This is a genomic window from Methylopila turkensis, from assembly GCF_027922325.1.
In the GTDB taxonomy this organism is placed as follows: domain Bacteria; phylum Pseudomonadota; class Alphaproteobacteria; order Rhizobiales; family Methylopilaceae; genus Methylopila; species Methylopila turkensis.
Genome location: NZ_BSFL01000001.1, coordinates 1,125,229 through 1,144,129, shown reverse-complemented (window position 1 = coordinate 1,144,129; position 18,901 = coordinate 1,125,229). Strand labels below are relative to the sequence as shown.

19 protein-coding genes and 1 tRNA gene are annotated in these 18,901 nt (G+C 69.7%); 15 read left to right on the top strand and 5 right to left on the bottom strand.

What is annotated here, in order from left to right; genetic code table 11:
- Positions 1 to 2 precede the first annotated feature (2 nt).
- Entirely contained in the window at positions 3 to 890 is an 888-nt protein-coding gene (locus PKE78_RS05455) for an N-formylglutamate amidohydrolase (RefSeq protein WP_271200076.1), read from the bottom strand.
- Positions 891 to 1,014: 124 nt separating this feature from the next.
- On the opposite strand from PKE78_RS05455, the gene cpdR reads away from it, so the two are divergent.
- From cpdR to PKE78_RS05430, 5 genes are all read left to right on the top strand, one after another.
- Positions 1,015 to 1,422 (top strand): cell cycle two-component system response regulator CpdR, encoded by a 408-nt coding sequence (cpdR, locus tag PKE78_RS05450; RefSeq protein ID WP_271199812.1) that lies wholly within the window; start codon positions 1,015 to 1,017, stop codon positions 1,420 to 1,422.
- 19 nt (positions 1,423 to 1,441) lie between these two features.
- The gene (locus PKE78_RS05445) at positions 1,442 to 1,633 is read left to right on the top strand and encodes a hypothetical protein (RefSeq protein WP_271199811.1); all 192 of its coding nucleotides are present in this window, start codon (positions 1,442 to 1,444) and stop codon (positions 1,631 to 1,633) included.
- A gap of 115 nt (positions 1,634 to 1,748) precedes the next feature.
- Positions 1,749 to 1,823: transfer RNA gene (locus PKE78_RS05440), tRNA-Val, on the top strand.
- A 262-nt stretch (positions 1,824 to 2,085) separates the two neighbouring features.
- Positions 2,086 to 3,435: a cytosine deaminase gene (locus tag PKE78_RS05435; protein ID WP_271199810.1), complete on the top strand. Its 1,350-nt coding sequence runs from the start codon at positions 2,086 to 2,088 to the stop codon at positions 3,433 to 3,435.
- A 77-nt stretch (positions 3,436 to 3,512) separates the two neighbouring features.
- Positions 3,513 to 4,232 (top strand): class I SAM-dependent methyltransferase, encoded by a 720-nt coding sequence (locus PKE78_RS05430; RefSeq protein WP_271199809.1) that lies wholly within the window; start codon positions 3,513 to 3,515, stop codon positions 4,230 to 4,232.
- Between the two features lie 7 nt (positions 4,233 to 4,239).
- Here the strand turns inward: PKE78_RS05430 and PKE78_RS05425 are convergent, their stop codons facing one another.
- Positions 4,240 to 5,865 carry a right-handed parallel beta-helix repeat-containing protein gene (locus tag PKE78_RS05425; protein ID WP_271199808.1) on the bottom strand — a complete coding sequence of 542 codons (1,626 nt, stop codon included), beginning with the start codon at positions 5,863 to 5,865 and terminating at the stop codon, positions 4,240 to 4,242.
- Between the two features lie 231 nt (positions 5,866 to 6,096).
- Between PKE78_RS05425 and PKE78_RS05420 the strand changes: the two genes are divergently transcribed.
- From PKE78_RS05420 to PKE78_RS05385, 8 genes are all read left to right on the top strand, one after another.
- Positions 6,097 to 8,607, top strand: a complete 2,511-nt coding sequence (locus PKE78_RS05420) for a glycosyltransferase (RefSeq protein WP_271199807.1) — start codon at positions 6,097 to 6,099, stop codon at positions 8,605 to 8,607.
- Positions 8,604 to 9,821, top strand: coding sequence for a tetratricopeptide repeat protein (locus tag PKE78_RS05415; RefSeq protein WP_271199806.1), 1,218 nt, complete (start codon positions 8,604 to 8,606; stop codon positions 9,819 to 9,821). Before PKE78_RS05420 ends, PKE78_RS05415 begins: the two co-directional genes overlap by 4 nt.
- A 37-nt stretch (positions 9,822 to 9,858) precedes the next feature.
- On the top strand, positions 9,859 to 10,158 hold the full coding sequence (locus PKE78_RS05410) for an HU family DNA-binding protein (protein ID WP_271199805.1): 300 nt from the start codon (positions 9,859 to 9,861) through the stop codon (positions 10,156 to 10,158).
- A gap of 31 nt (positions 10,159 to 10,189) precedes the next feature.
- Entirely contained in the window at positions 10,190 to 10,921 is a 732-nt protein-coding gene (locus PKE78_RS05405; protein WP_271199804.1) for a sulfotransferase family protein, read from the top strand.
- A gap of 129 nt (positions 10,922 to 11,050) precedes the next feature.
- Entirely contained in the window at positions 11,051 to 11,854 is an 804-nt protein-coding gene (locus PKE78_RS05400; RefSeq protein ID WP_271199803.1) for a transporter substrate-binding domain-containing protein, read from the top strand.
- A gap of 72 nt (positions 11,855 to 11,926) precedes the next feature.
- The gene (locus PKE78_RS05395; protein WP_271199802.1) at positions 11,927 to 12,685 is read left to right on the top strand and encodes an amino acid ABC transporter permease; all 759 of its coding nucleotides are present in this window, start codon (positions 11,927 to 11,929) and stop codon (positions 12,683 to 12,685) included.
- Positions 12,682 to 13,515, top strand: coding sequence for an amino acid ABC transporter permease (locus PKE78_RS05390; RefSeq protein ID WP_271199801.1), 834 nt, complete (start codon positions 12,682 to 12,684; stop codon positions 13,513 to 13,515). Before PKE78_RS05395 ends, PKE78_RS05390 begins: the two co-directional genes overlap by 4 nt.
- A gap of 4 nt (positions 13,516 to 13,519) precedes the next feature.
- Positions 13,520 to 14,308, top strand: a complete 789-nt coding sequence (locus PKE78_RS05385; RefSeq protein WP_271199800.1) for an amino acid ABC transporter ATP-binding protein — start codon at positions 13,520 to 13,522, stop codon at positions 14,306 to 14,308.
- A gap of 37 nt (positions 14,309 to 14,345) precedes the next feature.
- Here the strand turns inward: PKE78_RS05385 and PKE78_RS05380 are convergent, their stop codons facing one another.
- The 3 genes from PKE78_RS05380 to tsaD form a co-directional block, all read right to left on the bottom strand.
- Positions 14,346 to 14,831 carry a GNAT family N-acetyltransferase gene (locus tag PKE78_RS05380; protein ID WP_271199799.1) on the bottom strand — a complete coding sequence of 162 codons (486 nt, stop codon included), beginning with the start codon at positions 14,829 to 14,831 and terminating at the stop codon, positions 14,346 to 14,348.
- A 116-nt stretch (positions 14,832 to 14,947) separates the two neighbouring features.
- The gene (locus PKE78_RS05375) at positions 14,948 to 15,964 is read right to left on the bottom strand and encodes an NAD(P)H-dependent glycerol-3-phosphate dehydrogenase (RefSeq protein ID WP_428981240.1); all 1,017 of its coding nucleotides are present in this window, start codon (positions 15,962 to 15,964) and stop codon (positions 14,948 to 14,950) included.
- Positions 15,919 to 16,974 carry a tRNA (adenosine(37)-N6)-threonylcarbamoyltransferase complex transferase subunit TsaD gene (gene tsaD, locus PKE78_RS05370; RefSeq protein ID WP_271199797.1) on the bottom strand — a complete coding sequence of 352 codons (1,056 nt, stop codon included), beginning with the start codon at positions 16,972 to 16,974 and terminating at the stop codon, positions 15,919 to 15,921. The genes PKE78_RS05375 and tsaD overlap by 46 nt, the downstream gene beginning before the upstream one ends.
- Before the next feature lie 181 nt (positions 16,975 to 17,155).
- On the opposite strand from tsaD, the gene hemC reads away from it, so the two are divergent.
- Both hemC and PKE78_RS05360 read left to right on the top strand, forming a co-directional pair.
- On the top strand, positions 17,156 to 18,085 hold the full coding sequence (gene hemC / locus PKE78_RS05365; protein WP_271199796.1) for a hydroxymethylbilane synthase: 930 nt from the start codon (positions 17,156 to 17,158) through the stop codon (positions 18,083 to 18,085).
- Between the two features lie 11 nt (positions 18,086 to 18,096).
- Positions 18,097 to 18,846, top strand: a complete 750-nt coding sequence (locus PKE78_RS05360) for a uroporphyrinogen-III synthase (protein ID WP_271199795.1) — start codon at positions 18,097 to 18,099, stop codon at positions 18,844 to 18,846.
- Positions 18,847 to 18,901 lie beyond the last annotated feature (55 nt).

Below are 18,901 nucleotides of genomic sequence, written 5' to 3'. Positions count from 1 at the left end.
CCTCATTCCGCAGCGGCGCGCACCGTCGTGAGAGCGCCGAGTGGCGCCTGCGCCATAACCCGGACGAAGGTCGTGAGCAGGTCGAGCAGCGGCTCGAAGCCGGCGGTCTTCATGTGCGTGCGTTCGTCCATGTAGAGCCCGCGGTTGATCTCGACCTGAAGCGCATGGAAGCCGCTCGCGGGCGCGCCGTAATGCTCGGTGATGTAGCCGCCGGCGTAGGGACGGTTCCGGGCGACGACGAAGCCGGCCTTGCGCAGCGTCTGTTCGGCGAGATCCATGATCGCCGGCGCGCAGCTCGTGCCGTAGCGGTCGCCCAGCACCACTTCGGCGACCGGCCGCTCGTCGCGCACGCCGCCGCTCGAAGGCATCGAGTGGCAGTCGATCAACAGCGCCGCGCCGTGGCTGCGATGCGCGCGGCTGATGAGGCGCCCAAGCGTGCGGTGGTAGGGCTTGTAGAGCGTCTCGATCCGCGCGAGCGCTGCCTCGACGGGCAGTCGCGCGCCATAGATCTCCTGCGCCTCGCCGACCACTCGGGCGATCGTCCCGAGTCCCCCCGCGACGCGCACCGAGCGCGTGTTGGCGAAGGGCGGAAGCCGCCCCTCGAACATACGCGGATCGAGCTCGTAGGGCTCGCGGTTCACGTCGAGGAAGGCGCGTGGGAAATGCGCGCGCATCAGGGCCGCGCCGTAGCTCGGAGCCGCCGCGAACAGCTCGTCCACAAAAGCGTCTTCAGACCGCCGCAGCGCGCGCGCGTCAAGCCGGGAGGAGGCCAGGAAACTCGCGGGATAGCGCGACCCGGAATGCGGCGAATTGAATATGGCGGGCGAGGTCGCCTGCGCCGGCGAGGCGACGTCGAACGGCGGGTCCGGCAGGTCGGTCGGGGGAGACATCGTCACGTCGGCGGCGGTCCGGGTCTGCAGGGCGCTGGCGTCCGTCGATTGTTGCCGATCGATGACGCTCGTGTCCATTGGCCAGACCGGCAACGTTCTGTTTACCAAAGCGGTGACTTATGGAATGACTCGTTGCGGCTCCTCGCAATCCGGTTCGATTTCAGTGACTCCGAACACCAAGATCCTGCTCGCCGAAGACGACGACGACATGCGTCGCTTCCTGGTCAAAGCGCTCGAGAACGCCGGCCATTCGGTCGTGTCGTTCGACAACGGCCTATCGGCCTATCACCGGCTCCGCGAAGAGCCGTTCGAGCTTCTGCTGACCGACATCGTGATGCCCGAGATGGACGGCATCGAGCTCGCGCGCCGCGCGACCCAGCTCGACCCCGACATCAAGGTGATGTTCATCACCGGCTTCGCCGCGGTCGCGCTCAACCCCGACAGCCAGACTCCCAAGGACGCCAAAATCCTGTCGAAGCCGTTCCACCTGCGCGAGCTGGTGAGCGAGGTCGACAAGCTGCTCGCGGCGTGACGCCGGGGCGCGGCTGACGTTGGGCCCGCGCGACATCGCGCCGCCGGCGATGCTGGTCGTCGCCGTCGCGCTCGGGCTTTCGGGCGTGCTGGACCGTCCCGGCCTCGAAGGCCTCGGCGACGGTCTGCTCCTCGGCGCGGCGGTGTGCGCGCCGATCTGGCTGCTCGGTCTCTGGCGCCGCAGCCGATCGGAAAAAGGCGGGCGAGACTGATCCTCGCTTCCCCGCTTGCCAGCCTCGGGGTGATCCGATATAGCCGCCACTCTGTTCGCGCCGTCGCCCGCAGGCGGCGCAAATCCGGTTTCGACGGACGCCTCGCGGCCGTCACGGGCGTGTAGCTCAGCGGGAGAGCACTACGTTGACATCGTAGGGGTCACAGGTTCGATCCCTGTCACGCCCACCATTCGAAAAAGGCGGCTCCGGCGATGTCGGAGCCGCCTTTTTCTTTTTGGCCGCGGAAATGGGCACGGAAGCGGTCCCTACCGTGAAGCCGCGAGCTTGGAGCGCAGGAATCTTCGTCACCGGCGCCCGCGCCGGCGGAAGCCGTCTAAGCGGTTCGCGTGCCCCGGTCGTTTGATCGGCCCCGGAATGCGCCATAGACATGCGAAGAGCGGAGCGGCCGCAGGACGGTCTCGCCGATCCCTCTCCCAAGCGTAGGCGCGGTTATGATCGAACTGCCGGAGCATGCCTTCGAGTCCGGGCGTCCCGTCGCGCTGCGCGGCGCGCGGACGCCTGCGCCGTTCCTGCCGGATCAGGGGGACGCGTCGGTCGATCGCGACGGCGCGGCGCTGATCGACATCCTCGTCGTCGACGGACGGGTGACGGCGGTTGGGCCCTCCGGCGCGGTCACTGCGCCGGAGGGGACGATCGAGGTCGAACTCGACGGCCGCCATGTCTGGCCGACGCTGGTCGACATGCACGCCCATCTCGACAAGGGCCACATCGTCGACCGGGCCCCCAATCCCGACGGCACGCATGAAGGCGCGGCCGCGGCGACCGGCGTCGACCGCGAGGCGCGCTGGCGTCATGACGATCTGGTGCGGCGGATGTCGTTCGGCCTCGCCTGCGCGGAAGCCCACGGGGTCTCCGCGATCCGCACCCATCTCGACAGCCACGAAGGGCAGGGACCCGAAACCTGGGGCGCGTTCCGGGCGGCGCGCGACGCCTTCGCCGGTCGCGTCGCGCTGCAGGCGGTCGCGCTCGCTCCGATGGAGATCTACGCGACCCCTTACGCCGAGGCGCTGGCCGACATCGTGGCCGAGACCGGCGGCCTGCTCGGCGGCGTCGCGCGTCTCGACGGGGCTTCGCCGCAGGACGATCTGGCAGCTTTCGACGCGCTGCTCGACCGGATGTTCGCGCTCGCGGACGCGCGCGGCCTCGACGTCGATCTGCATGTGGACGAATCGGCCGACACGGCGCGCGCCACGCTGCCGACGATCGCGCGGGCTACGCTGCGCCACGGCTATGAGGGCCGGGTCGCCTGCGGCCACTGCTGCAGCCTGGCGCTGCAGGACGAGGCGACGCTCGACGAGCACATCAAGCTGGTCGCCGACGCCGGCGTGGCCGTCGTCACGCTGCCGACCGTCAACATGTATCTGCAGGACCGGCGGGCCGGCCGCACCCCGCGCTGGCGCGGCGTGACGCCGGTGCAGGAGCTCACGGCCGGCGGCGTGCGTGTGGCGGTGGCCGGCGACAACTGCCGCGACCCGTTCTACGCCTATGGCGACCACGACATGCTCGACACCTTCCGACAGGGCGTGAAGATCCTGCACCTCGACCATCCATTCGGGCGCGCGGCCGCGCTTGCGGGGCCCGTCCCGGCGGACGTCATGGGCCTGTCCGATCACGGCGCGATCCGCGCGGGCGGGCCCGCGAACCTCATCCTTCTCGACGCCTGGAGCATGGACCAGGTGCTCGCCCGCCCCCAAGGCGACCGGATCGTCATCCGCGACGGGCGTCGCTTGACGGCCGCGCCGCCGTCCTACGCTGCGCTCCGGAGCCAGCCGTCCCGCTGACGCGTCATCGCCATCCGGCCGATCGCGGGTAAAGTGGCGCCCCCGCGACGGATGCGGGAGCGCATATCGAGGACCGCATGTCGAACCTGTCCGACGAAACCAAAGTCAGCGCCGCCGTCTGGGACCGCTACGACGACGAGGCGCGGCGGGCCGAGCTGTCGCACTGGCGCGGCGCCGGAAAATGGGCCCACGACGAGAAGTGGCGCAATGTGGGCGTGCGCTCGCGCCGGAGGCTGGAGAAGCTCGCTTCGTTGACCGGGCGGACGCTGTGGGACAGGCCGCGCTCCATGCTGGAATGGGGCCCCGGCGGCGGCGCCAATCTGTTCGCCTTCCGCGACGTGGTCGCGACCTATTACGGCGTCGACATCTCGCAGCGGAACCTGGACGAGGCCCAGCGGATGATCGCCCTCGAGGGCTATTCCGGCTTCCGGCCGGTGCTGGTCGAGGGCGAGCCGGAAGAGGTCGAGGCCGCCGTGACGGAGCCGATCGACATTTTGCTCAGCACCGCGGTGTTTCAGCACTTCCCGTCCCGCGCCTACGGGCTGAGGGTGCTGCGCACGATGCGCAAGCTCGCCGCGCCGGACGCGATCGGGCTGATCCAGATCCGCTTCGCCGACGACGCAAACGCCGCGGGCGAACCGGACCTCGCCGACTACGCCCGCCGCTTCGTCACCGCGACGGCCTATGGGATCGACGAGTTCAGCGCGGCGTGCGGGGACGCCGGCTTCGCGGTGCTGAAGATCGACCACATCAACCCGAACTCGCGCTACGCCACCTTCTATCTGACGGCGTCCTGAGGCCGCCTCATCCCGAGAACACCGAAGCGCGGTCTTTAAGCTCCGGCGCGAAGCGGTTGCCGCGGACCGTGACGCGGGCGAGCCGCCGCGCATCGGACCGGCCGAGGCGCATGGCGATCGGCTGGTACTTTTCGCCGGGCGTCGCCTCGAAGGCGTTCTCCAGTACGGCGAAGCCGCCATGGCGCAGGTCGTCTTCGGGGCCGACGTCCGCGAGCAACTGATAGCTGTCGAAGTCCCTGAAGCGGTTGCCCGTCAGGCGAACGTCGTCGGAGCGGCTGATCATAAGGCCGACGTCGGAGACGCCTTCCCCCAGGGTCCCGAGCCGCGGCCGCTCCGAACCATCGAGCGTCGTGTTCTCCACCGTGACGCCGCGGCACTGCTCGACGCTCATGGTCAGGCCGAAGGCGCGGCGGTCGGCGCCCTCGTAGCGCACGATCCGGCGAAAGCCGCAGCCGGCGATCTGCGCGTCATTCACGCCCCGCAGCATCAGGCCGCGGAATCCGTGGACGATTTCGTTGTCGCGGAAAACGAGGCCCGTCAGCGGGCAGGCCGCCGTCTTGGTGATCCCGACGGAGTAGCTGAACAGGTTCTCGAAGCGGTTGCCCGAAATCTCTACGTCGCGCATCGGCGGATGGTCGGGGAAGTAGTCCTCCTGGTGCTCGGCGCCGAGGTCGATCCCCTTGCCGAACGCTCCGTCGTGCGGGCGCGCGGCGGCCCGGCCCGGCGCGCCGCCCTCTGCGGCGATGACGCCATAGAAGCGGTTGTCGACGACCCGGAACCGGCCGCGCCCGCCGAGATTGAGCGAGGAGCCGAGCGCGTTCCGCACGTCGCAGCCGCGGACCGTGACGTCCTCGGTCCGCGGTCCGAAGATGTTGAGCGGGCTCGTGGTCGCCGCGGGATTGAAGCGCTCGGGTCCGACGTGCCGGAAGCGCTCCACGGCGACGCCGCGACAGTCGAAGATCCACCATCCCTCGGTGAAGGAGGGGTAGACCGACGCGCAGTCGACGACGCGCACGTTCGACGAGTCGATGACGAGCACCGGACCGCTGCGGCCGATCAGGCGGCCGGTGCGGTCGTCCCGCAGGCGGATGTGGCGGTTGCGCGTCGTCGTCACCCGTTCGAGCCGCACGTCCGCCGCGCCGTCGATCTCGAGCAGGGCGGAGGCGTCGTCGGCGGAGAAGCCGTTGGCCGCCCGACGCTCCGCCGCGCCGACTCCGCCGTCGAGAGTGAGGTCGCGGATGTGCGCGCGCTCAACGCCGACCATGCGCAGCAGCGCGCGCGAGACGGGGTCGACGCCGGCTGCGCGTGATTCGACCGGCGGGCCGAGGAGCGTGGTGCGATCCGCGCCGGCGCCCACGATCTCGATCCGACCGCCGCGCAGCGCCGGCCGCGGATCGCCCGGCGCCGCGCGCCCGACCGGCGAGGCGATGAGGTAGCGGCCTGGCGGGACCGTCAGCGGCGCGCCGGATTCAGACGCGGCCGCAAGCGCGCGGGACAGCGCCGGCCCGTCGTCGGTTGTCCCGTCGCCGACTGCGCCGAACGCCCTCAGGTCGAGCGCCGCCGCCGTCCGCGCCCACGCCGACGAGGCCAGAGCCGCAACGCTTAGCGTCGCAAACCTTCGACGGGTCAGCATGACGGCGCGGCTTGGCTCGCCAAATCCGTGCTGGTTTCCATATAAAAATGACTGAATAGATGTAATTTCATCTGTGTCTAGCTTGGACGGCCATGAGACCGTCATGGTTGAACGAGATGATCCCGCGATGATAGATGAACTGGGGCTCAAGAGATCGTGCGTCGCACTGTTGGATGCGACGAGGCTGGCGATTGCGCCCGGCTCGACACGACTCCGCAACAGTCCGGATGCATGACCGCACACGACGCCCAGTCGAAGACGCCGCCTGCGCATGACGCCACGCGGCCGGACCCCGAGGCCAAGGATGAAGCCGCCGAAACCGCTGCGCCTGCCCGCGCTGGCGGTCTGGTGAAGCTCGTGTCGCGCGGCATGGGGGTGGGCTCGGTCGTGTCGGCGATGCTCAAGCCGGCGGCTGCGGAACGGCGCGCCGCGGCGCCCGAGCCGAAGGACGACGCAAAGTCGCGATCCGACGACGGCGACGCTGCGGTCTCCGCCCGACCCGAGCCGGACGTTCCGTCCGGCGAGGCGGGGGACGGTCTCACCGAAGAAATCAAGCGTCCGGGCAAGGCCGCGCGCCAGCGCGACAAAGCCATCGTCGAGCGCGACAAGGCGCGGGCGGAGCGCGACGAGGCCAGGGCCGAGCGCGCCCGCATGCGCAAGCAGCGCGACGAACTGCGCGAACGGCTGAACGAACTTGAACTCCGCATGCGCGACGTCGAGGCGCGCCAGACCGCCGAAGCCGCCGAGACCGTCCGTCCGACCATCGAGGGCATCGACGCCAAGCGGGTCGCGTCCGGCGTCGACGCGCTGCAGACGGCGCTCGACCGGCTCGGCCGGGAGCTCGGCCTGCCCACGCGGGAAAAGGCGGCGAAGCCTGTTGCGCTCGCCCCCGCCGAACTCGCCGCCAAACTGTTCTCCTACGCCAATTTCCACCGGCTCGAACATCTGCGGCGGCAGCGGGCGCCCGAGGCGCGGGCCAAGCTCGAGCAGGGCGAGAAGCTCAGCACGACGGAGCAGGAGCTGCTGGTCCAGCGCCACACGCCGCTGATGCACAAGCGCCTTCCGGAGCGCCGCGCGCCGCCCGCCGACGTCGCGTTCCTGACAGTCGCGAACGACCGTTTCGCGCCCGGCCTGACCGGGCTGCTGCTGTCGCTGCTCGACGTCTATCCCGACTTCGCATCGGACGTGCTCGTCTACCATGACGGCACCCTGACCGGGTTCGTTCAGCGCCAGTTGCTCGACGTCTATCCCCGAATCCGCTTCTTCACGCCGGACATGGACTGGCTGGAGCTGACCGCCCGCGAGAGCGACAACCACAAGCGCATCGGCAAGCTCGGCTATATGAACCTGTTCGCCTTCACGCACGGCGAATACGAGCGCGTGGTCGTCTTCGACAGCGACCTTCTGGTCATCGACGACATCAGCGCGCTGTGGGAGGGCGGCGGCGACGACTTCCGCGCCTGCCTCGACTGCGGCGATCGCGAATACGTGGCGATGTCGCCCTACACCGGCGCCTACATCGTCAACAGCGGCGTGATCTCGATCCCGAAGAGCCAGCTGACGGCCGAGGTTTTCGAGGAGGCGCGGGAGACCGCCAAGGCCAGCCTGCTCCCGCTCAACGATCTGATCGATCGTTTCGCCGACCAGAAAACCTGGAACATGCTGCTGCGGGACAAGCCTCTGACGCTGCTGGAGACCAATTACAACTGCAACGTGAAGTATGTGATCCGGCATCTCGGCGGCAACATCGAGGGCGTTTCGATCGTCCATTTCGCCGGCGCGAAGCCGTGGAACACGCAGCTCTATCTGAACGACGAGCTGGTGCAGGAGTACAACGTCAAGGCGCTGCCCTATCCGAAGATCTGGACGGACCAGTACAGGCGGCTGCTGTATCGCAGCCGGCTGAAATCCTTCCGCCGGGACACGGCGAACGACCGCCGGACGCCTGTGCTCGCGCCCGTGGAGGGCGAGGAGCCGACCTGCGTCATGATCGGCAACGGCCCGTCGATCGCGGAGACGCCGCTGGAGCGGCTGCACGGGCTCGAGAAATTCTGCTTCAACTGGTTCATCCTGCACGAGCGCTTCGAGCAGGTCGCGCCGGAGCACCTCGTGCTGGCGTCGCACATGTTCTTCGGCGGCTGGAACACGCAGAAGCCGGCCTTCCCGTCCGGCTACCTCGCGCGCCTGCGCGAGCTCAAGCACAGGCCCGCGCTCTGGACCTCCTATTACTTCAAGCCGCTGTTCGACGAGCTCGGGCTGTCGCAGGAGTTCGAAGTCAACTACTTGCTGTTCGAGAAACCGTTCAAGCGCTTCATCGACAGCCTAGGCGCGACGCCCTGCGACATCGACGGTTTTCTCGACGACGGGCGCACGGGCGTCCTGAGCTTCGGCGCGCCGATCGCGGCGGCGCTGGGTTTCCGGCGTATGGCTCTGGTCGGCTGCGATAGCAACTACAACGCCGGCGGCGCCGGCCATGGCTCGAACTACTTCTATGACGCGACGCTGCACACCTCGCCTTCGACGCGGGCGGACTCGCTGACCGCGACCTGGGCTCCCGGCGGCGCCGGCCACTTCGCCTACGACGTCGTCAGCGAGGCCTTGGCCCGGCGCGGCGTCGAGATGGTGGACGCCACCGTCGGCGGCGGTCTCGAGATCGGCAAGGTCGCCATGGACGATCTCGTGGGCGCCGCCGAACGGGCCCGGCGCGCGCGCATGGCCGTCTCGTTCGAGGCGGTGTCGTGAGCGTGGTGAGCCTCGCCGCGCGTGGCGCGCCGCTGCCCCATGGCCGTGGCCCCGAGCGCATCATGATCGGCGACACGGCGCTGATCGACGTCGTCGAGCCCGGCGCGCCGACGGCGATCGTGTTCAGCGCCGTCAACGCGCGCTCGTTCAGCTACTACAAGATGTTCATGGCGCGGCCCGTGAACCGCGTCTTCCTGCGCGATCCGGACAACCTCTGGTACCAGCGCGGCGTGTCGGCCGAACTGTCGGGCGTCGAGCCGCTCGCGGCCTACCTCGCCGAGGTCCTGCGCGTCCTGAAACCTTCCACGACGATCGCCTTCGGCTCGTCCATGGGCGGCTACGCCAGCCTGCTGTTCGGGCAGAAGCTCGACGTCGACGCCATCGTCTCGATTTGCCCGCAGACGCTGCTCGATCCGCGCCTGCCGCATACGCCTGCGGCGGCGCCGAACGGGCCCTACGACGACCTGTCCGGCCTGCCCGCTCCCGCGCCGAAGCGAAAAACCTATGTGTTCTTCGGCTCCGCCGACATGGTCGACATCTACAACGTCTACCGCATGCCGCAGGACGGCCTGACGCTTCTGCCGATCGCGGGGCAGGACCACATGGTCATGCATCACCTGATGAAGAACGGCGAGTTCGAGCGCTGCGTCGACGCGATCCTCGCGGGCCGCGACTACGCTTGCTCCACGCCCCTCGACCGCCGTTGCGACGATCCCCTCCTGCGCGCCCTGGTCGGACGCCTCGTCGAGGGCGTCTACCGTGAGGACCCGGCCTACGACCCCGAACGCTATGCGCGCGCGACGCTCGCGCTTCAGCCCGACTGGCCGGCGGCGAACTACATGCTGGCGCGCGTCTGGGCTGAGCAAGGCAAGCTCGAGGAGGCCGCGAAGCAGGCGGCGAAAGCGACGAAACGGGCGCCGGGCTCGATCGCCTTCGCCGATTTCCAGGCCCACCTGTTCCTGCGCCGCGAAATGTACGACGAGGCGCTGGCGGCCTATGAGCGTTGCCTCGAGGTGCGGCCGAAGCACTATGCGGCGCTGTGCGCGCTCGCTTCGCTGCACGCCCGCGCGGGCCGGACCGAGATCGCGCTTCGCCTGCTCGACGACGCCGTCGAGATCAGGCCGCGCCAGACGCGCGCGCAGAAGCTGCGCGACAAGATCAAGAGCGGACGCTTCGAAGCCGGCCGGACCGACGTCGCGCTCGACGACGAGTGACGGCCGCGCGACCTGACAGGATGATGAGGAGACGGACATGAGCGACAACCTGGGCAAAGTCACCCGCCGCGACCTCGCGGACGCGGTCGTGAAGACCACGGGCGTGCCGCGCGCCGAGGCGCTCAAGGTGATGGACGCGACCTTCAATCTGATCGCCGAGGCGCTCGACCAAGGCCGCATCGTCAACATCCGCGGCTTCGGCGCCTTCGACATGCGCGAGACGCCGGCCCGCACGCGGGTCGATCCCCGCTCCGGCGCGACGGTCGAGGTGCCGGCCGGGCGCAGGGCGCGGCTGAAGCTCGCCACGGCGCGTCCCGTCGAGGACGCGGCTGAGTGACGAGGACGGCGGGCGCTCAGGGGCGGGACGCATGACGAGCGATCGGGTCGACTTCTTCATCGTGGGCGCGATGAAGTCCGGGACCACTAGCCTGAGGTCGGTGCTGGGGCGCTCGCCGGACGTGGACGCCTGCCCGCGCGAGATGCATTTCTTCGACAACGACGACAATTTCGCGCGCGGGTTCGACTGGTACCACGCCCAGTTCGGGCCGGCGCGGCCCGGCGTGCGGCGCGGCGAGAAGAGCCCGTCCTACGGCTTCTCCGCCGAAGGGGCCGCGCGCATCGCCGACTACAATCCGGACGCCCGGATTCTCTGGATCTTCCGGGACCCGGTGGCGCGCGCGGTGTCGAACTACTACCACGCTCGGCGGCGCCGTGACGACGCGCCGGCGCTCGAGCACGCGATCGACAACCGCCTCGCGCTCGAACGCCGCAACGCCAAGACGGCCTATGTCTATCGCTCCGAGTACCAGAAACATCTCGACAATTTTGCGCGCTTCCCGAGCGAGCAGATGCGCATCCTGATCTTCGAGGAGGTGCTCGAGGGCGGGCGGCCCGACATTGCGGAGACCTTCGGGTTTCTCGGCGTCCGGGCGCCGGCGAAGGTCGGCTTTCCCCATTCCAACGAAGGCGACGCGGAGCTGAGGGAGACCAATCCGGTCTCCTCCGCGACGATCGCCGAGCTGCGCAGGCTGCTGCGCCCGACCGTCGAGGCGATCGAGGAGCGGCTGGGGCGTCGGATTCCGGCTTGGTCCCGCGCCTGAGGCTGGGCCGTCGATCACAAAGCGTCGGACAGTTCGGCCCTTCGTATTGACGCAGGCGTCAAATTGAGCACGCTTAGACTTTAGGCGAGCCGCCGATGCGGCGGTCGCATACGGTTGAGGGCCTACCCGATGATGAAGCTCATACTCGCGGCCTGCGCGGCGCTGGTCGCCGGCGCCGCTCCCGCCGCGGCCGACGTCCTGTCTCAGGTCAAGGAGAAGGGCGTTCTGGTCGTTGGGGTTAAGGCCGACTACAAGCCCTTCGGCTATCGCGATCCGACCGGCGCAATCGTCGGCATCGAGCCGGATCTCGCCGCCGACGTCGCCAAGCGCCTCGGCGTCAAGCTCGAGCTGGTTCCCGTGATGTCCGCGAACCGCATCGAGTTCCTGCAGCAGGGCAAGATCGACCTGATGATCGCCACGATGTCGGACAAGCCGGAGCGGCGGAAGAGCGTGCAGGCGATCGATCCGCAGTACTATTCCGACAGCGTCAACGTGCTGCTGTCGAAGAAAGCCAAATATACGAACTGGGAAGAGCTGAACGGCAAGACGCTCTGCGCCACCTCCGGCGCATGGTACAACAAGGAGGTCTCGGCGAAGTACGGCGTGAACGTGAAGGCGTTCGACGGGTCCGAGAAGCCGCTGTTCGCGCTGAAGCAGGGCGAATGCATCGGTTACCTCTATGACCAGACCTTCGTGCAGGGAAAGTTGATCGACGCCGAGTGGAGCGAGGGCTACGGCATGCCGCTGCCCGGCATTCTTGAGGCGCCGTGGATCATGGCGGTCAAGAACGGCGAGGACGCCTTCGCCAAGGAGCTCACCACGATCACGCTCGACTGGATGAAGACCGGCGCCGTCGTCGCGCTGGAGAAGAAGTACGGCATCGAGCCGACCGACTACTCCAAGCGCATGCACGAACAGCACAAGGGCAGCTGAGCGCCCTGTGCGAACGTCTTCCGCCGGGCGCGTTCCCGCGCCCGGCCGCATGTCGTCTGACCGTGAGCATCGATGGACGCGTTAGCTGAGTGGTTCCGCACGCTCTACGAGACCACGGGCGTCAACCTCACCATCGTCTACGACGCCTATGACCGGCAGAGGTTCGTCTCCGGTCTCGGGATGACGATCTATCTCAGCACGGCCAGCGTGCTGATCAGCATCGTGATCGGCGCGGTCGGCGCCTGGGCGCAGGGCTCGCCGCTGCGGCTGCTGCGCGGATTGGTCAACGGTTTCGTCGTCGTGTTCCGCAACACGCCGCCGCTGGTGCAGATCTTCTTCTTCTACTTCGGCCTCAGCCCGCTGCTGCCTTACGTCGAGGACATGGACGGCATGCGGGCGCCGCTGTTCAGCAACGTGCAATGGGCGATCATATCGCTGTCTCTGTTCGCCGGCGCCTTCAACGTCGAGATCTTCCGCTCAGGCATCGAGGCCGTGCCCCGCTCCACGATCGAGGCGGTGGAGTCGCTGGGCTACGGCCGGCTCGGCGTGTACCTGCATGTGGTGCTGCCGCTCGCGCTGCGCGTCTGCCTGCCGGCGCTGAACAACAACCTCGTCAACCTGCTCAAGACGACAACGCTCGCCTACGCCATCGCGGTGCCGGAGACGCTCTACGTCTCGAAGCAGATCTGGACCGACTCGCAGAACGTGCCGACGATGATGATCGTGCTGCTGCTGGTCTATGTGGGGCTGGTCGGAGTGCTGGTCTGGATCATGCACCGCTGGGAGCGCAGGCTCGCCATTCCGGGCTATGGCCAGGGGGCGGCGCGATGACCGGCCGGCCCCTCGCGGTTCTGCTTCCGGTCGCCTCGCCCGCGCCGCGCAGCTTTCCAAAACTGACGCTGGTCCATTGCGTCGGGATCGTCGGCGCGCTCGCGCTGGTCGGCGGCGCGGCGCATGCGCAAGGCGCGCCGGCGGCGCCGTCAGCCTTCGAGGTGATCTTCAAATGGTCGCCCCTGCTGTTGCAGGGCTTCCTGTTCAACGTCGCGATCTCGCTGCTCGCGATGACGCTCGGCACCGTCGCGGGCCTCGCGCTCGGCCTCGCGCAGATCGGGACGAACCGTCCGCTCGCCCGTGTCGCCTGGGCCGCGACCCAGTTCTTCCGCAACGCGCCCTGGCTGGTGCTGCTGTTCTTCGCGATGTTCATGATCCCGTTCCAGTTCCGGATCTTCGGCTACGTCATCCCGTTTCCGGACTGGGTGAAGGCGGTGATCGGCTTTTCGCTGCCGGTGATGGCGAATGTCTCGGAAATCCTGCGCGGGGCGGTGCGTTCGCTGCCGAGCGGACAGTGGGAGGCTGCGGAATCGCTCGCCTTCTCACGTCGGCAGACGCTGTGGCGCATCATCCTGCCGCAATGCGTGAAACGCATGCTGCCGCCGTGGATGAACCTCTATTCGCTCGTCACGATGGCGACGGTGCAGGCCTCGATCGTCGGGGTCTCGGAAATGCTGACTCTGACCTCCGAAGTGCACGCCGCCGAGGGCGGCCGGCCCGAGCTGCTCGCGCCGCTCTACGGCTTCGCGATGCTGTGCTTCTTCCTTTACTGCTACCCGATCGGGCGGTTGACGCAGCGCCTCGAACGCCGCTTCAACGTCAAGTCCTGACGGAATGGGAGCCGACGCCCTGACCAGCCCAGCTTCGCCCGCGGCGACCGGATGGACGCCGGACCAGCCGATCGTCAGCATCCGGGACGTGCGCAAATCCTTCGGCGCGGTCGAAGTGCTGAAAGGCGTGTCGTTCGACGTCCGCAAGGGCGAGGTGATCTGCGTCATCGGGCCGTCCGGCTCGGGCAAGTCGACGCTGATCCGCTGCGTCAACGCTCTGGTCGGGATCGATTCCGGCTCGATCACGGTCGCCGGCCGCGAGGTCAACGACCCGAAGCTCGACAAGCTCGCGCTCCGGCGCACCGTCGGCATGGTTTTCCAGCAGTACAACCTGTTTCCGCATCGCACCGCGCTGCAAAACGTCATGATGGCGCCGGTGCAGGTGCTGAAGCAGGACAAGCGCGAGGTCGAGGCCCGCGCCCGCGCCCTGCTCGCCAAGGTGCGCCTGTCGGGCAAGGAGGACGCCTATCCCGGCGAGCTCTCCGGCGGCCAGCAGCAGCGCGTCGCGATCGCCCGCTCGCTCGCGATGCGACCCGAGGTGATGCTGTTCGACGAGGTCACCGCGGCGCTCGATCCGGAGACGGTGAAAGAGGTGCTCGTCACCATCCGCGAGCTCGCGGAGGAGGGGATGACCTGCATCCTCGTGACCCACGAGATGGGCTTCGCCCGCTCGCTCGCCGACCACATCTATTTCACCGACCGCGGCGTGATCGTGGAGCACGGCCCCCCGGCCGAGTTTTTCGCCGCGCCGAAGGACGAACGCACCCGCGCCTTCCTCGGCCAGATTCTGTAAAGCGTCGCCGCCGAGCCGGCGCCGAGCGTGCTGAACCTCAGCGCAAGCGGGCCATGGTGTAGGCGTCGACGAAGGCGCCGTCGCGGAAGGTCGCGGCCTTGTGGGCGCCCTCGATTTCGAAGCCGAACTTCTTGTACAGGGCGATCGCCCGCTCGTTGTCGGTGAACACCGTCATCTCGAGCCGGCTTAGGTTCAGCCAATTGTCGGCGGTGTCGATCATCGCCGCGAGGAGCTGCGAGCCGAGGCCCTTCCCGGCGTGCTCCTCCCGCACGCCGATCCAGAACTCGGCGGCGTGCGAGCGACGTCCGAGGAACGGGCGCAGCGCAGAGGCGCCCACGACGCGGCCGTCGACTTCGGCGACGAGCATCAAGTCGCGCGGCGAAGTCGCCTCCAGCCAGCGCTTCACAGCCTCGAAGGACTCGTATGGCAGGGCGAGCGTCCAGTAGAGGAACGTGGGCTGGCTGACGATCTCGTAGATGTCGGCGATGTCTTCGGCGCGCATGGCCCGGATGATGGCGTCCATTCCTCCTCCGCGATCGGTCGTGAGATGGGCGGGAGGGCGTCGTCTGCACGTTAGCCCTCGAATCCTGAACGATGGAGCCGGCAGTCATCCGTAAAACCGCGTAATGCGGGGCGCGCTCAGGCCTCGGACTTGAGCGGTCGGGCGAGCAGCTCCTCGATCGCCTCCGCGACGCTGACGCGTCCCGCGACCACCGCGGCTACGGCCCGCGAGATCGGCAGCTCGACGCCATGGGCGTCGGCCAGCGCCACCAGCGCGCTCGCGGTCGCCGCGCCCTCGGCGAGCTTGGCCGGCGCCGGTTCGCCGCGGCCGAGCGCCCGGCCGAGCGCGAAGTTTCGGGACTTCGGGCTCGTCGCGGTCAGCACGAGGTCGCCGAGGCCGGACAGGCCCGACAGCGTCTCGGGCCGTGCGCCGAGCGCCGCGCCGAGCCGGGCGAGCTCCGCGAAGCCACGGGCGATCAGCGCCGCCACCGCCGAGGCCCCGAGGCCGCGCCCCTCGGCCGCGCCGGCCGCGATCGCGAGGACGTTCTTGGCCGCGCCGCCGAGCGCGACGCCGGTCATATCCGTCGAAGTGTAGGGCCGAAAGCTGCGGGTCGCGAGCCGACCCGCGAGCCGCGCCGCCAGCGCCTCGTCGGACGCCGCGAGCGTCACCGCCGTCGGCAGGCCGCGGACGACGTCGTCGGCGAAACTCGGGCCCGACAGCAGCGCGAGCGCGACGCCGGGGAGCGCGTCGGCCAGCACCTCGGGCGGCAGTGCGTTGGCCCCGCGCTCGACGCCCTTGGCGCAGACGACGACCGCCGCGCCGGCCTGGAGCCGCGGCGCGAGTTCGGCCGCGACGGCGCGCAGCGTCTGCGTCGGCGTGACCAGCAGCACGACCTCGGCGCCGGCGACGGCGTCGAGCGCGGCCGTCGGCGTCACATGCGGGTTCAAAGGCGCGCCCGGCAGATAGCGCGCGTTCTCGCGCGCCGCTTCGATCGCGGCCATGGCCGCGGCGTCCCGGCCGATGAGGGCTACGGGCGCCGCAGAGGCTTCCGCCGCCACGTTCGCGAGCGCGGTTCCCCAGGCGCCGGCGCCGACGACCGCGACGCCGCTCACGCCTTGGCTCCGGGCTGCGCCGCCGCGGCGTCGAGCGGCCAGCGGGGCCGCGGCGCGAAGTCGAGCGGATCGACGAGGCCGAGCGCGAGCCGCTCCGCGCCGGCCCAGGCGATCATCGCGCCGTTGTCGCCGCAGAGCGCGAGCGGCGGCGCCACCAGCGGCGCGCCGATCTGCTCCGCGAGGTTCTTCAGGGCGGCGCGGATCGGTCCGTTGGCGGCGACCCCGCCGGCGACGACCAGCGCCGTAGGCGCGCCGAAGCGCTCGGCGAAGGCGCGGACGCCGGCGCGGGCGCGGTCGGCCACCACGTCGACGATCGCCGCCTGGAACGCGGCGCAGAGGTCGTCGACGTCTCGCTCCGAGAGCGGCGCGGCGCGCTCCGCCTCGAGCCGCACGGCGGTCTTCAGGCCCGACAGCGAGAAATTGGGCTCCGCCCGTCCGAACATGGGCCGCGGCAGGGAAAAGCGCGCGGGATCGCCGGCCGCGGCCCGGCGCTCCACATGCGGGCCGCCGGGATAGCCGAGGCCCAGCATCTTCGCGACCTTGTCGAACGCCTCGCCGAGCGCGTCGTCGAGCGTGGTTCCGAGCCGCATGTAGCGGCCGACGCCGAGCACGGCGAGAAGCTGGGTGTGTCCGCCCGAGGCGAGCAGCAGCAGATAGGGAAAGCCCACGCCGTCGGTCAGCCGCGCGGTCAGGGCGTGCGCTTCGAGATGGTTCACCGCGGAGAACGGCTTGCCCGTCGCGAGCGCCAGCGCCTTCGCCGCGGTGAGGCCCACGATCACGCCGCCGACCAGGCCGGGCCCCGCGGCGGCCGCGACGCCGTCGAGATCGCGCAAGGCCACGCCGGCGTCGGAGAGCGCCTTGGTCGTGACGCCGTCGAGCGCGTCCACATGGGCGCGGGCGGCGATCTCCGGCACCACGCCGCCGAACGGCGCGTGCTCGTCGAGCTGCGCGCGCACCACGTTCGAGAGCACCACGCCGGGGCCTTCGCCCTCGCGGCGCACGACGGCGGCGGCGGTCTCGTCGCAGGTGGTCTCGATGCCGAGAACGAGCATGGGCTTCAGGCTTCGACTGCCCCGCACAAAGCGGGGACTGAGGGATTTCGAGCGCAGCACTTAACGAATTGAGGAATTAACGAAAGGACGAATTCCTGCTCCCGGGGGTTTACCCGCTCCGCGCCGCCCCTCAAAACAGGCTGCGTTCTCCCTCAGCCGTCCGAGGCGTCCAGTTCCCGACATGGCTCCTTCATTCCGCATCGGCACGCGTGGCAGCCCGCTGGCGCTCTGGCAGGCGAACCGCGTGCGCGACGACCTGATCGCCGCGCACGGCCTGGCGCCGGACGCGGTCGAGATCGTCAGCATCAAGACCACCGGCGACGCCATCCAGGACCGCCCCTTGAGCGAGGCCGGCGGCAAGGGTTTGTTCGTCAAGGAGATCGACGAGGCGCTGCTCGACGGCCGCGTGGACCTCGCTGTGCATTCGGCGAAGGACCTGCCCACCGAACTCGCGCCCGGCACATCGCTCGCGGCCACGCTCGAGCGCGCCGACGTGCGCGACGCCCTCATCGGCGGCGTAGCGCCGACGCTGGACGCGCTGCCGGCAGGCGCGATCGTCGGCACCGCTTCGCTTCGCCGCGGCGCGCTGGCGCTCCGCCGCCGGCCGGACCTGAAGATCGTGCCGTTCCGCGGCAACGTTCAGACGCGGCTTGACAAGCTCGGCCGCGGCGAGGTGGCCGCCACCCTGCTCGCGCTCGCCGGCATCACCCGGCTGGGTCTCGCCCAACACGCGACCGAAATCCTCGACGAGACGGTTTTTCCTCCCGCGCTCGGGCAGGGCGCGATCGCGGTCACCGCGCGGGCCGACGACGCCCGCGTCCGCGCGGCGCTGGGGCCGCTCGACCATTTCGCCACGGCGGCGGCGCTAGCCTGTGAACGCGCTTTCCTCGCCGTGCTCGACGGCTCCTGCCGCACGCCGATCGCGGGCCTCGCGCGCGTCGATGCGGCCGGCTGGCTCTCGTTCCGCGGGCTGGTGCTCTCTGGCGACGGCGGCCGCACGGTCGAGGGCGAAGGAGCGGGCTCGGCGGCTGAGGCGGCCCTGATCGGCGCGGAGGTTGGGCGCGACGTGAAGGGGCGCACGCCGCCCGACCTGCTCGCAGCCTTCGGCTGAGGCGCAGATTGATGGACGTCCTGGTTCTCAGGCCCGAACGCGCCGCGATCCGCACCGCGGAGGCGCTTGACCGGCTTGGGCTCCGCGCCGTGCTCGCGCCGGTGCTGTCGATCGAGGCGATGGATTCGCCCATACCCGAAGGCCCGTTCGACGCCGTGCTCGCCACGAGCGCGAACGGACTGCGCAAGCTGAAAAACCGGCCCGAGATCGCTGATCTCGTCGAGGTTCCTCTGATCGCGGTCGGCGACCGCACCGCGGCGGCAGGCCGCGAGGCGGGATTCGCTGTCGTCCATGTCGCCGACGGCGACGGGCGGGCGCTGGTGGCCGAGGTTGTCGCGCGCTTTTCTAAGCCTGCGCGCTTCCTGCACGCGGCGGGCGCCGATCGGGCCTTCGACGTCGCGGGAGCGCTCGGGACGCATGGTCACAGGGTCGACGTGGTCGAGCTGTACCGCGCCGTCGCGGCGACGAGACTGCCGGAGCCGGCGGTCGAGACGCTGCGCTCCGGGCGGCCCGCCGCCGTGCTGCACCATTCGCGGCGCATCGCCGAGACCTTCATCGCGCTCACCGGAGCGATCGGGCTCGGCGAAGCGGCCCGCGCGCTGCCGCACGCCGCTCTTGCGCTGCGCGTCGCCGAACCTTTGATGGCCGCGGGTTGCCCATCGGTCGCGGTCGCCGACCGGCCCGACGAGCCTGCTTTGCTCGCCGCGCTCGACCGATTGATCGGCGGCGCCTCGCCTTCCGGTGCGGAGCGTTCTAAGTAGGGCGTCGAGCCTGCGCCGCGGCTCAGTCTTCGTCTTCCGCGACTCGAAGGAGCAG